This window comes from Tardiphaga sp. 215_C5_N2_1 (assembly GCF_052076055.1).
Lineage (GTDB): Bacteria > Pseudomonadota > Alphaproteobacteria > Rhizobiales > Xanthobacteraceae > Tardiphaga > Tardiphaga robiniae.
Window position 1 is genome coordinate 3,450,156 of sequence record NZ_CP197240.1, and the last position, 12,874, is coordinate 3,463,029.

The window sequence follows — 12,874 nt, forward strand, 5'->3', positions numbered from 1 at the left end:
ACATACATAATCCGGCAACGACCGGGCGGACGAAACGGATGCCTGCATCAATGACAGGCACCGCAAAGGGAAAACACAGGGAGGAAGTCAAGATGAGCATTTCTCGTCGTGGAATTCTGTTGGGCGGCGCCGGCGCACTCGGCGCAGCAAGTTTTCCACTCGCACGTCCCGCCATTGCGCAATCGTCCGAACCGATCAAGATCGGCTGGCTCGCCGCCATGACCGGACCGAGTTCGGCGCCGACCGTCGGCTTCAACCGCGGCGTCACATTTGCCACGGAAGCCATCAATGCCGCCGGCGGCGTCAAGGGCCGCAAGATCGAGATCATCACGCGCGACACGCAGGGCGATCCGACCAAGGCCGTCAACGCCACCCAGGAACTGATCAGCCAGGCCAAGGTCCATGCAATCTGGGGGCCGGTGAATTCCGGCGAGGCACTGGCCACGACGCCACTGATGGCGCGCGCCAAGATGCCCGACCTGCATCCTTGCGTCGTCGACACGCTGATCGATCCCGCGAAATTCCCCGCCGCGTTTCGTATCGCGCCATCCAACGGCCAGTGGGACGACGCCGTCCGCAACTACTGCCTCAAGGTGCTGAAAGTCAGCAAGATCGCCGTGATCGGCGACACCACGGGCTACGGCGTCACCGCCGTGAAAGCCTCGGTCGAGGCCTTCAAGAAAGACGGCGCTGACGTGGTCTACAGCGCCAATATCGACGCGACGCAGCCCGACATGACGCCGGACATGCTGCGCGCCAAGAATGCCGCTGCGCAGGTCATCGTGGTATGGAGTGTTTCCACCGGCATGGAAGCGCGCATGTTCAACACCCGCGCATCGATGGGTTGGGACGTTGCCTTTGTCGGCCATCCCTCGCTGGCATCCGGCGAACTCGCCAGCCTGATCGAGAAGCCTGCCAACTGGGAGAAGGTCTACGCCATCGGCTACAAGAGCTGCAGTTACGATTCAGCCGGCAAACTGCCGCCGAAGAGTCAGGATCTCGTCGATCGCCTGAACAAGGCCAAGGTGCCGCTGAACGACACGCTGCTGTGGTGGATCGCGGGCGGTATCGACGCCGTCGAACTGATTGCCAGGGCTGTCGAAGCCAGCGGATCGACCGACAGCGAGGGCATCGTCAAATACTGGAACTCGCTGACCAAATATCCCGGCTATTTCGGCAACTATTCGTTTTCACCCACCCAGCACAACGGCTATCCGACCGACGAGATCGTGATGTCGGAAGCGCGCTCTGCCAAGAACGGCACATTCGCCCTCGCCCCCGGCTACTCATAGACCGGCGCGAGGACGACACATATGCTCGGCTCGATCATAGCTTCAGGCCTCGCAGCGGGCGCAATCTATGCGCTCGTCGGCATCACCTACAACACGATGTTCTCGACCTCGCGGGTGATGAGCTTCACCGCCGGACAGCTCGCGATGCTCGGCGGGGTGTTCGGTTCGCTGTTCATGCTGAAAATGGGGATGCCGACGCTGGTCGGCTTCGCCCTCACTTTAATCGCCTGCGCGATCATCGGCGTCATCACCGAATTCGTCGCGGTGCGGCCGGTGCTGAAAAGCCTCGAACAGCACCTCTATGTGCTCTCGACGCTGGCGCTGGCGCTGATGATCCAGCAGGTCACCGCCATCAAATGGGGCACCGAGCCGCAGCCCTTCCCACGCATCGTCGGTCTCGGCACCGGCGTGTGGGACGAGAAATTCTGGCTGCCGGTGGTGGCCTGCGGCCTCACCATCCTCGGCCTCGAATATCTCTATCGCCGCACGCTGGTCGGTCACGCCTTCATGGCGATCGCGGAGGACAACTTTGCGGCACGTGCACTCGGCCTGCCGGAGCGCAACCTGCGCGTGGCGAGCTATGCCCTCGCCGGCGTGATCGGCGGCGTGGCCGGCTTCGCCGGCGGCGAACTGATGCTGGCCTTCTTCGCCAATGGCGCGCTGTTGAACTTCTACGGCTTCGTGCCCGTTGCGCTCGGCGGCCTCGGCAACAATCGCGGCGCGCTGATCGGCGGGCTCGCGCTCGGCCTGTTCCAGCAAGCGGCGAATTTCCTGGTCGGCGGCATCTTCTCGTCGGTCGCGGTGTTCGCGATCTTCATCATCGTGTTGCTGGCAGCGCCCTCGGGCCTGTTCGGCTCCGCAACGGCGCGGAGGGTGTGATGACGGCGATCACCGATATTCCGACATCGCGCGACGCCACGACCAGACATTCCGTGCTGCCCGCACTACTGCCCTTCCTCGGCGTGTTCGCGCTGGCGATGATCCTGCCTTTCGTCAGCAACGATTATTGGGCGCTGATCGGCACCCGCGCCGCGATCTACTGGGTGCTGGTGGCCGGGCTCAATCTCGTCGTCGGTTTCGCCGGCCATCTCGCCATCGGCTATGTGGCACTACTGACGCTGGGTGCCTACACGACCAGCGTACTCGCCGCCGGCAATGTGCTGCCGCCGGTGCCGATCTATGGCGCGCTGATCATTGCAAGCTGCGTCGGCGCGGTGTTCGGCGTCATCGTCGGCCTGCCGGCGATGCGGCTGCGCACCTTCTACTTCGCCATGACCACACTCGGCTTCGCCACCATCGTGACACAGATCGCGCTGGCCTGGCAGAGCGTCACCGGCGGCGGCATCGGCATCGTCGGCCCGGAATTCTCCGCGCCGTTCAACACGCCATGGGGCTTTTATTATCTGTGCATCGGCTTCGCGGCGGTGGCGACATGGCTCAGCGCCAATATCGCCTATAGCCGGTTCGGCCGCGCACTGATCGCGATCCGCGATGCGGATGTGGCGGCGGAAGCCACCGGCATTTCCAAACCGAAGCTGCTGGTGTCGATCTTCCTGCTCGCCGGCGCGATGGCGGCCTTTGCCGGCGGGCTGTTCGCCAGCCTGCAGACCTATATCACGCCGGATGCCTTCACCTTCGATCTCTCGGTCTTGTTCTTCATCGCCATCTTGATCGGCGGCCGCGGGTCAATTTTGGGCCCTATGCTCGGCACGATCATCCTCACCATCCTGCCGGAAATCGCAGCACCGCTCGCGGCGTGGTCAACCTTCCTCTATGCGGTGCTGCTGCTCCTCATCGTGCTGGTGATGCCGGGCGGCATCGCCGCTCTGCTGGATTTCAAGAGCCGCCGTCCGCTCGCCAGCAACCGCACCATCGTGCCGCGCATCGCCGGGCTTGCCGAGGTCCTGCGCAAGACGGCCACCACCAAGACGCTGACTCTGCGTGATGTGGTGCTGACCTTCGGCAATGTCAGCGCCATCGACGGCCTCTATCTCGACGTGAAGCCCGGCCAGATCCACGGCCTGATCGGCCCCAACGGGTCCGGCAAGACCACCACGCTGAATGTGATCTCCGGCTACTACGCCGCCAAGGGCGGCACCATCACGCTCGGCGACGACGCGCTGCCGCCCGGGATGCCGGAACTGCGCGCTGGCAAAGGCATCGCCCGCACCTTCCAAACGCCCCGCGTGATCGGCGAAGCCTCGGTGCTTGAGAATGTCATGGTCGGCGGCACCATCGAGGGCGAAGCAACATTTGCCGAGGCGCTGCTGTCGCTGCCGCGGCATCATCGCGACGAACGCAAGCTCGCCGCACAGGCGCGCGCGATGCTCGGCGTTGTCGGGCTGGAGGCGCTGGCCGATGTCCGCGCCGATCGCCTGCAGCACAGCGAGTTGCGCTTCATCGAGATCGCGAGGGCCTTGATGCTGCAGCCGGACTTCCTGCTGCTGGACGAACCTGCCGCCGGTCTTTCCAGCGACGAGATCACAAGGCTCGGCGCGCTGATCATGGCCATCAGCCGCCGCGGCACCGGCGTACTCTTGGTGGAACATCACGCCGACCTGATCTTCGACATCTGCGATCAGGTCACGGTGCTCAATCTCGGCAAGATTCTCGCCGCCGGCACCCCCGCCGAAATCCGCGTTCACAAGGAGGTCGTCAGTGCTTACCTCGGAGGCTGAACCGCTGCTCAGGGTCACCGCGCTGGAATCCGGCTACGGCAAGATCCGCGTGCTCCATGGCATCGACCTGCATATCGCCGCCGGCGAGGTCGTCACATTGCTCGGCCCCAACGGTGCCGGCAAGTCGACGCTGCTGCGCGCGATCTCCGGCCTGCTGCCGGTCAATGCTGCGAGCGTGCGCTTCGACGGCCGTGACATCAGCAACGGCACGCCGCGCGAAGCCGCGCGTGCCGGCCTCGTGCATGTGATCGAGGGCCACCGCGTGTTCACGCAGCAGACCGTCACCGAAAATCTGCTGCTCGCGGCCTACGACCTGCCGCGCGGCGAGCGCAACGCGCGTGTCGATGAGGCGCTGTCGTTCTTTCCGGAAATCGCGGAGAAGCGCCACGAGCGCGGAGCTTCGCTCTCGGGCGGGCAGCAGCAGATGCTGGTTGTGGCCCAAGGTCTCGTGCGGCGCCCGCGGCTGCTGATGCTGGATGAACCTTCTGCCGGTCTGTCGCCAGTGCTGGTCGATCGCGTGCTGACGGTGATCGCGCAATTGCAGAAACAAGGCACCGCCGTACTGCTGGTGGAGCAACTTGTCGAGAAAGCGCTCGGCGCTGCCAACCGCGTCTACGCGCTGTCGCAGGGGCGCATCGTGCTGGAAGCCGCGACGTCGGAAGCCAACCTGCCGCAGCGGCTGGAGCGGGCCTATTTCGGGCATGAGGAAGCGGCGGCGGTGTAGGACAGCGCTGCTCCACACACTCGTCATTCCGGGGGCGCGAGCGCATCTTCGCGCACGCGAACCCGGAATCTCGAAGTAGTAGAGTGATGAACACTTCGAGATTCCGGGTTCGCTCGCGAAGAGCAAGCGCCCCGGAATGACAGTGTGAGGCTGCGCTTGCGCTCGCGATGTTCAACTATCGATAATCGCTACCGCCCTTGTCCACCCCGCCGATGCCTTCTCGATTTTCACCGGGAAGCACGACACCATGAAGCCGGTGGACGGCAGTTGTTCGAGATTGTGCAGCTTCTCGAGATGGCAATAACCGATATGCCGGCCGGCCTTGTGGCCTTCCCAGATCAGGCTGGCATCTTTCGTCTCGGCATATTTCTTCGCGGTGTAGACGAAGGGCGCGTCCCAGCTCCAGCCATCGATGCCGGTGAGGCGCACACCGCGCTCCAGCAGATACATGGTGGCCTCATAGCCCATGCCGCAGCCGGAGATGACATAGTCCTGCTGGCCGTATTTGACGCCGGCAGACGTATTGACGACGACGATCTCCAGCGGGCTCAACGTATGGCCGATGCGCTTGAGCTCGTCCTCGACGTCCTTGGCCGTCGCGACATAGCCGTCCGGAAAATGCCGGAAGTCGAGCTTCACGCCGGGCTGCAAACACCAGTCCAGCGGCACTTCGTCAATGGTCCATGACCGCTCGCCGCGATTCATGGTGGGATGGAAATGATAGGGCGCGTCGAGATGCGTGCCGTTGTGGGTCGAGAGCTGCACCAGCTCCACCGCCCAGCCCTGCCCGTCCGGCAGATCCTCGGCCTTCAGCCCGTCGAAAAACTGCAGCATCCGCGGCAGGCCCTGCTGGTGATCGACATAATTGATGGTGGGATGATTACCCGGCGGATCGGCGGGAACGTCATTCTGCAGGGGAACGGAAATGTCGATGAGGCGACGGGGCATGGGATTTCCTCGATTTTCGTTTTTTGTTTGATCCTATCGGTCGTCATTGCGAGGAGCCCTTGCGACGAAGCAATCCAGTCTGCGCTTGTTGCTTCTGGATTGCCGCGTCGCTTCGCTCCTCGCAATGACGTGGAGAGGCAGGTGCGTTACATATCCTGCCGCACCACCTTGTTCTTCAATATCCCAATCTTTTCGACCTCGAGTTCGATGTCGTCATTGTGTTCGAGATACCAGCCGAGTTCGAGACCGCAGCCGTTGCCGACGGTGCCGGAGCCGATGAATTCGCCGGGCATTAGCGTCTCGTCCTGCGTCACATGGGCGATGATCTCCTCGAAGGAAAACAGCATACCTTCACTGGTCGAGGACGAACGCACCTTGCCGTTGACGCGGCATTCCATCTTCAGTCTGTAGGGATCGCCGATCTCGTCAGGGGTGACGATCCACGGCCCCAGCACGTTGCCGCCATCGAAACTCTTGCCCTTGGCCGGGCCGAGGCGGCCTTCCATCTCGAGCCGCTGCGCGTCGCGGGCCGAGAAATCGTTGAAGATGGTGTAGCCGAAGATGTGATCCTTCGCCTTGGCCGCGGAAATATTGGCGCCCTTGTTCTTGGTGACGATGCCGAATTCGAGTTCGTAGTCCATCACCTTGCTGTAGCGCGGCCACTTCACCGTCGTATTCGTACCGCGCACGCTGAAGCGGTTGGTGATGTAGTAGATCGGCTGGCGGCGATACACTTCAGGCAATTCGCCGAGTGGCTCGGCTTCGAGCCGTGCCAGTTCTTCCATGTCACCCTTCGCACGGGCGGCCAGCTTCAACTGGCCACGCGGCGACTGCCGGATATGCAACGGAAACGACATGCCATCGCGCATCTGCCGCGGCTCGGGCAATGGTGCGAGAATGTCTGTGCCGGCGACATTCACGGACAGCGAGGCGTCGCTGCCGTGCTTCTCAAACAAGGCTCGCGCCGTATCGAGTGCGCCTTCACCTGCATCGATCAGCGCCAGCATCGAGTCGAAGGCGGGATTTCCGCCATCGCGGGCTGCAGCGCTGGCGAGATCGAACAGCTTGGTATCGTTGGTGTGAACGACGCCGACCCTGGCTTGGCCATCCTGCTGACCGCCGGCACGAAATGTCGCGAGTTTCACTGGCGTCTCCCACTTGCTTGTTCTTCGATAAAATATATGATCAAAAAAAATATCGATAAACAAGAGGCGATCGCAAAGATTGCTTCACGATCGAAAAATGCTCGGGTGAGGGAGACGACCATGACCAAGTGGACGGTGGCAGCCCTGTTGGCCACGCTCGCTGTGACGGGCACCGCGCATGCCCAGACCAAGCTCCAGATCGGTTGCACTGCAACAACGGACTGCGCGTCCGCGATGATCGCGGTCGATGAAGGCATCTTCAAGAAGCACGGGCTCGATGCCGAGATGATTCCCATCGGCATCAACTCCAATATCCCGGCGGCCATTCTGTCCGGCTCGATCCAGATCGGCGGCCCGACCTCCACCGTCTTCCTGCAGGCTGCCGACGGCGGTCTCGATCTCGTCGCGGTCGCCGGCGCAACGGTGATGAGCCCGACCTCAAACGCCAATATTACCGCCTTCGTACGTAACGGCATCACGATCAAGGAGCCAAAGGATTTCGTCGGCAAGAAGGTCGGCGCACCGGGCCTCGGTGCGTTTCTTCACGTGCTGTTCGTCAAATGGCTGGTCGACAAGGGTGTCGATCCCAGGAAGGTCAATTTCGTCGAAGTGACCTTCCCGACCATGCCGGACATCATCAAGTCCGGCGGTGTCGATGCCGTGCTGACCGCCGAGCCGACGGTATCGCGCATGCTGGCGGCCGGCAGCGGCAGCATCGGCGCACGCTACGCGTCGGAGCTTGAGCGCACGGAGCCGATCATCTTCTACGCGGCCTCGCGCGAATGGGCCGAGAAGAATCCCGACACAGTCAGGAAATTTCGCGCTGCCATCGCCGAAGGTGCGGCGATCGTGAACAGCGACAAAGACAAGACCTCAGCCGCGATTGCCAAATTCACCAAACAGACCATCGAACTGGTGAAGGCATCGCCGCCGAACAAGTCAGAGCCGGTGCTGAAGCCCGAGCAACTGGCATGGTGGATCGACGTCATGTCCTCGCAGAAAATGCTGGAGACCAAACTCGATCTCAACAAACTGATTCTGAAATAGGTCAAACTGAATGGCGGGCCAGCCCCTTAGCAGTCCAATCGATGTATCCGGCTCGGATACGCTGAGCGAACGTGCAGCGACATTGCTCCAGCATGACATCATTGCCGGCAATCTCGCGCCGGGCACGCGGCTTGGCATCGTCGATCTCGTGCAGCGTTACGAGATCGGCGCCACGCCGATGCGCGAAGGACTGTCACGCCTGATCTCACGCGGCCTGATTATCGGCATCGGCCAGCGCGGTTTTCGCGTCGCCGACATCAGCCGGGAGGATCTGGCCGACATCACACGAATGCGTAGCGTGGTGGAGATGGAGGCGCTGCGGCTGGCCATCGAACATGGCGACGATGCCTGGGAGGCTGGCATCCTCGGCGCGCTTCACCAGATGCGCAGGCATATCGACCGGACCGGCGATGAATTCCGCGAAGGAGCGCCGGATTTCGACAAGCTCCATAAGGGATTTCACACCGCATTGCTGGCGGCCTGCAATTCGAAGCGCCTGCTCGCGGCCCATTCGGAACTTTACGATCAGGCCTATCGCTACCGCCGAGTGATGATGCGCGGCTTCGACAGCGGCAGCCGCTTTGTCGCAGCCCATCAGCTTCTGGCCGATCGGGTGCTTGCGCGCGAAACCGGTCCTGCACAGGCCATGCTGACGTCGCATCTGCACTCGACGCTCGCTTTCGTCTATCCGCCCGGACAGGGAGATTGAGCGCGATGACATCCATTGCCCTTCGCAAAGACATGCCGGCGGCCCAACCCGAAAAGTCGCAGATCGGGTTTTCCCATGTCACGCTGGATCTCGGCGGCAAGACGATTATCGAAAACGTCAGCCTCGACGTGAAGCCCGGCGAGTTCCTCTGCATCATCGGCACCTCCGGCTGCGGCAAGACGACGGCGCTTCGCCTTGCCGCCGGCCTGTACCAACCGACATCCGGACATGTCAGCTTCGACGGCGAGCCCATGCGCGCGCCGCGGCGCGACGTCGCCATCGTGTTCCAGGATTATGGCAAGGCACTGCTGCCATGGCGCACCGCCGCCGGAAATGTCGCGCTGGCGCTGGAAACCATCGGCATGCCCAAGACCCAGCGCCCGGCCCGCATCGACGAGTTGCTGAAGAAAGTCGGGCTGCCCAATCACGCCGCGAAATATCCGGCCGAGATGTCCGGCGGCATGCAGCAGCGGCTGCAGATCGCACGATGTCTGGCGCAGGAACCGAAAGCGCTGCTGATGGACGAGCCGTTCGGCGCACTCGATGCCATGACGCGGCAGGGTCTGCAGGACGAGGTCCTGTCACTGCTCGATGCCAGCAAGGCCACAGTGATCTTCGTCACCCACGATCTCGAAGAAGCCATTTATCTCGGCGACCGCGTGGTCGGCCTGCTGCCGCATCCCGGCCGCATCGGCATTGATCTCAAGATCAACCTGCCGCGCCCGCGCGATCAATTGACCACACGCGAGAACCCGGAATTCCTGCGGCTGCGCCGCGAATTGTTCGACTTCATCAAGGCATCGGAAGCATGAGGTCCGAGCGCCTGAAAGCGGCGATCCTTCCGATGAGCCTGCTCATCGTGCTGGAAATCTGGGCGCGCTCGGTCGATATCCACAGCGATGCATTGGCGCCGCCGAGCGCCGTCGTGCTGGCGCTGTTTCAGGCGTTCGGCGACGGCTCGATCCTGGCGGCGACGCGCGACACATTGGCTTCGGCCTTTGCCGGCCTCGTGCTCGGCGGCGCCATCGGCCTGTTCCTCGGAATTGCACTCGGTATCTTCCAGCCGCTGGATCGGCTGATGGAAGTCACCATCGAATCCCTGCGGCCGATCCCCTCCATCGCGCTGCTACCGATCGCCCTGATCGCGCTCGGCTTCGGCTATCGCATGGAAATTGTGATCGTGGCCTTTGCCTGTGTGTGGCCGATCCTGATCCTCAGCCGCGCTGCCGTGCGCAGCATCGAGCCGCGACTGATCGAAGTCTCCCGCGCGCTGCGGCTGTCGCCAGGCGACCGCGTCCGCAAGATCATCATTCCCGCCGCACTGCCGCGCATCTTTCTCGCCTTCCGCCTGGCCGCCGGCATCGCGCTGATCGTCGCGGTCACCGTGGAGATCGCGATCAATCCCATCGGGCTTGGCGCCGGCATCATGATTGCGCAGCAAGCATTGCGACCCGACCTGATGCTCGCTTACCTGCTGTGGATCGGCCTCATCGGCTATACGCTCAATGCCGGATTGCTGGCAGCGCAGCAGCATCTGTTTGGCCCCGCAGCGCTGGCGGGAGAGGTCCGATGAACTGGGCACTCACCCTCTGGCGCCTTGCCAGCTTCGCCGTGACTGCAGGCCTGATCGCGCTGTGGCAGTTGATCGCCAATCTGAAACTGGTCTCGCCGGTGTTCCTGCCCGGCCCCGATCGCGCCTGGGCCGCGCTGATGCGCGGCTTCAGCAATGGCACATTGCTGGACAAGACGATCGGCACCCTCGAACACATGTTCTATGGCTGGCTGGTCGCATCCGTCGTCGGCATCGCACTCGGCGCCATGATCGGCTCGTCCAAGGCGATGCGCAGCTATGTCGCCCCGTCGCTGGAATTCCTGCGGCCACTGCCCGTATCGGCGATCATTCCCGTCGCCATCGCTCTGTTCGGACTGACCCAAGGCATGGCGCTGTTCGTCATCGCTTTCGGCGCGATCTGGCCGATGCTGCTTGCGACCGTTCACGGCTTCGGCGCAGTAGAGCCGCGTCTCTATGAGGTCGCGCGCTCGCTGCATATGTCGCGCCTCGCGGTGATCTTCAAGATAGCTCTGCCATCTGCCAGTCCCGATATCATCTCCGGCATGCGGCTCAGCCTGACCGTGTCGCTGATCCTGGCAGTGGTCTGCGAAATCCTCGCGGGGCTCGACGGCCTCGGCCACTGGGTGCTGCTCTCGGCGCGCGCGTTTCGTTCGGCGGATCTGTTCGCCGGCGTCATCCTGCTCGGCATGATCGGCTATGTGACCGCGCTGGCGATGTCGATGGTCGAACAGCGACTGCTACGGTGGCGAACGAGCGGGCATTGAGAAACATACTCGTCGTTCCGGGGCGCTCGCTCTTGCGAGCGAACCCGGAACCTCATCCTGTGGCTCTCTGATCGTGCCAAGCACCATGAGGTTCCGGGTTCGCGCGTGCCGCGCGCCCCGGAACGACGAGTGTGAGGTTGCGCGTGAGGCTATTTCGCAAACACCTTCGAGATCGCCGCCTGCGCGTCGCTTTGAATCTGCTTGAGATGATCCGCGCTGCGGAAGCTCTCGGCGTAAATCTTGTAAACATCCTCGGTGCCGGACGGCCGCGCGGCGAACCAACCATTGGCGGTCGAGACCTTGATGCCGCCGAACGACTGGTCATTGCCGGCCGCCTTGCTCTCGGTCTTGGTCACCGCATCGCCGGCGAGTTCGGTCATGCCGATCTGCTCCGGCGTGACTTTCTTCAGCACATTCTTTTGCTCAGGCGTAGCCGCGGCGTCGATGCGCTCGTAATAGGGCGCGCCGAATTCTTGCGTGAGCTTCTCGAAACGCTGACTCGGATTCTGCTTGGTCACCGCGGTGATTTCGGCGGCGAGCAGGCCCAGAATAAGTCCGTCCTTGTCGGTGGTCCACACCGTGCCGTCCTTGCGCAGGAACGAGGCGCCGGCGCTTTCCTCGCCGCCGAAGCCGAACGAGCCATCGACGAGGCCATTCACGAACCATTTAAACCCGACTGGCGTCTCGACCAGTTTGCGGCCGAGCTTGTTCACCACGCGGTCGATGATGGCGCTGGAGACGATGGTCTTGCCGACCGCCGCATCTTTGCGCCAGTTCGGGCGATGCGCGAACAGATAGTCGATGGACGCCGCCAGATAATGGTTCGGATTCATCAAGCCGCCGGTGCGGGTGACGATGCCGTGGCGGTCGGCATCGGTGTCGTTGGCGAAAGCGACATCGAACCGGTCGCGCATGCCGATGAGCTTGGCCATCGCATAGGGCGACGAGCAGTCCATGCGGATCTTGCCGTCCCAGTCCAGCGTCATGAAGCGAAAGGTCGGATCGATCGCGGTATTCACGATGGTCGCATCGAGCTTGTAGCGCTCGATGATCGGCTGCCAGTAATGCACGCCGGCGCCCCCGAGCGGATCGATGCCGATCTTGACGCCTGATGCGCGGATCGCCTCCATGTCGACGACATCGGCGAGGTCGGTCACATAGGGCGTGATGAAATCGTAGCGCTTCACGAATTCGGATTTGCGCGCACGCGCGATCGGGATGCGCTTGACGCCGGCCATGTCGTTCTCGAGGAAGCCGTTGGCAGCTTTCTCCATGATGCCGGTGATGTCGGTATCGGCCGGGCCACCGTTCGGCGGATTATACTTGAAGCCGCCGTCTTCCGGCGGGTTGTGCGACGGCGTGACCACGACGCCATCGGCCAGACCAGATGAGCGGCCCTTGTTGTAGGTGAGGATGGCGTGGGAGATCACTGGCGTCGGCGTATAACCGTCGTCCTGGTCGATCCGCACATGCACGCCATTGGCGGCGAAGACTTCCAGCGCGCTGACCAGCGCTGGTTCAGCCAGCGCATGGGTATCGATGCCGATGAACAGCGGGCCGTCGATGCCGGCACCCTTGCGGTAATCGCAGATCGCCTGGCTGACCGCGAGGATGTGGTTCTCGTTGAAGGAATTGTGGAGCGCGGAGCCGCGATGGCCGGAGGTGCCGAAAGCGACGCGCTGGGCGGGGATGGACGGATCCGGCTTGCCGGCGAAATAGGCCGTCACCAGCCGAGGCACGTTGACCAGCAGGGACGGATCGATGGTTTTGCCGGCCAGCGGACTCACATGAGCAGCCATTTGTTCTCCTTCGTACACCAAGAGCCCAGACGCGGCGCAACAGTCGCCGGGGTCAGGACTCATGGCATGTTTTGAAAGACAAATCAGCTGTTTGCGAGGCGCCGAGCGGCCCGCGGAGGGCTCAGGACTGCCCGAAGGTCCGGCGCGAGACGCAGGCCAGCGGCAGCGCGAAGCAGACGAACATCGTGACCACGG

12 protein-coding genes are annotated in these 12,874 nt (G+C 62.9%); 9 read left to right on the forward strand and 3 right to left on the reverse strand.

Annotation, left to right across the window (positions count from 1 at the left end; genetic code table 11):
- The first annotated feature begins 92 nt into the window (after nucleotides 1–92).
- From AB7828_RS16425 to AB7828_RS16440, 4 genes are read left to right on the forward strand one after another with little or no spacing between them, the layout of a single operon-like run.
- Nucleotides 93–1,292: an ABC transporter substrate-binding protein gene (locus tag AB7828_RS16425; RefSeq protein WP_115033215.1), complete on the forward strand. Its 1,200-nt coding sequence runs from the start codon at nucleotides 93–95 to the stop codon at nucleotides 1,290–1,292.
- Between the two features lie 21 nt (nucleotides 1,293–1,313).
- Nucleotides 1,314–2,171, forward strand: coding sequence for a branched-chain amino acid ABC transporter permease (locus AB7828_RS16430; RefSeq protein ID WP_068734444.1), 858 nt, complete (start codon nucleotides 1,314–1,316; stop codon nucleotides 2,169–2,171).
- On the forward strand, nucleotides 2,171–3,970 hold the full coding sequence (locus tag AB7828_RS16435; protein WP_441230636.1) for a branched-chain amino acid ABC transporter ATP-binding protein/permease: 1,800 nt from the start codon (nucleotides 2,171–2,173) through the stop codon (nucleotides 3,968–3,970). The genes AB7828_RS16430 and AB7828_RS16435 overlap by 1 nt, the downstream gene beginning before the upstream one ends.
- On the forward strand, nucleotides 3,951–4,694 hold the full coding sequence (locus AB7828_RS16440; protein ID WP_320445448.1) for an ABC transporter ATP-binding protein: 744 nt from the start codon (nucleotides 3,951–3,953) through the stop codon (nucleotides 4,692–4,694). The genes AB7828_RS16435 and AB7828_RS16440 overlap by 20 nt, the downstream gene beginning before the upstream one ends.
- Before the next feature lie 171 nt (nucleotides 4,695–4,865).
- Here AB7828_RS16440 and AB7828_RS16445 read toward each other — a convergent pair whose 3' ends face one another.
- Together AB7828_RS16445 and AB7828_RS16450 are read right to left on the reverse strand one after the other, a co-directional pair.
- Entirely contained in the window at nucleotides 4,866–5,642 is a 777-nt protein-coding gene (locus AB7828_RS16445; RefSeq protein ID WP_441230637.1) for a cyclase family protein, read from the reverse strand.
- A 146-nt stretch (nucleotides 5,643–5,788) separates the two neighbouring features.
- Nucleotides 5,789–6,787 (reverse strand): fumarylacetoacetate hydrolase family protein, encoded by a 999-nt coding sequence (locus AB7828_RS16450; protein WP_441230638.1) that lies wholly within the window; start codon nucleotides 6,785–6,787, stop codon nucleotides 5,789–5,791.
- 120 nt (nucleotides 6,788–6,907) lie between these two features.
- Between AB7828_RS16450 and AB7828_RS16455 the strand changes: the two genes are divergently transcribed.
- From AB7828_RS16455 to AB7828_RS16475, 5 genes are read left to right on the forward strand one after another with little or no spacing between them, the layout of a single operon-like run.
- On the forward strand, nucleotides 6,908–7,834 hold the full coding sequence (locus AB7828_RS16455) for an ABC transporter substrate-binding protein (protein WP_441230639.1): 927 nt from the start codon (nucleotides 6,908–6,910) through the stop codon (nucleotides 7,832–7,834).
- 10 nt (nucleotides 7,835–7,844) lie between these two features.
- Nucleotides 7,845–8,543 (forward strand): GntR family transcriptional regulator, encoded by a 699-nt coding sequence (locus AB7828_RS16460; RefSeq protein ID WP_441230640.1) that lies wholly within the window; start codon nucleotides 7,845–7,847, stop codon nucleotides 8,541–8,543.
- 5 nt (nucleotides 8,544–8,548) lie between these two features.
- Entirely contained in the window at nucleotides 8,549–9,355 is an 807-nt protein-coding gene (locus AB7828_RS16465; RefSeq protein ID WP_441230641.1) for an ABC transporter ATP-binding protein, read from the forward strand.
- A gap of 32 nt (nucleotides 9,356–9,387) precedes the next feature.
- Complete coding sequence (locus AB7828_RS16470) at nucleotides 9,388–10,116, forward strand: ABC transporter permease (protein WP_441230642.1); 729 nt, start codon at nucleotides 9,388–9,390, stop codon at nucleotides 10,114–10,116.
- On the forward strand, nucleotides 10,113–10,880 hold the full coding sequence (locus tag AB7828_RS16475; protein ID WP_441230643.1) for an ABC transporter permease: 768 nt from the start codon (nucleotides 10,113–10,115) through the stop codon (nucleotides 10,878–10,880). The genes AB7828_RS16470 and AB7828_RS16475 overlap by 4 nt, the downstream gene beginning before the upstream one ends.
- A 149-nt stretch (nucleotides 10,881–11,029) precedes the next feature.
- Here AB7828_RS16475 and pgm read toward each other — a convergent pair whose 3' ends face one another.
- Entirely contained in the window at nucleotides 11,030–12,679 is a 1,650-nt protein-coding gene (pgm, locus tag AB7828_RS16480) for a phosphoglucomutase (alpha-D-glucose-1,6-bisphosphate-dependent) (protein ID WP_441230644.1), read from the reverse strand.
- Nucleotides 12,680–12,874: the final 195 nt, after the last annotated feature.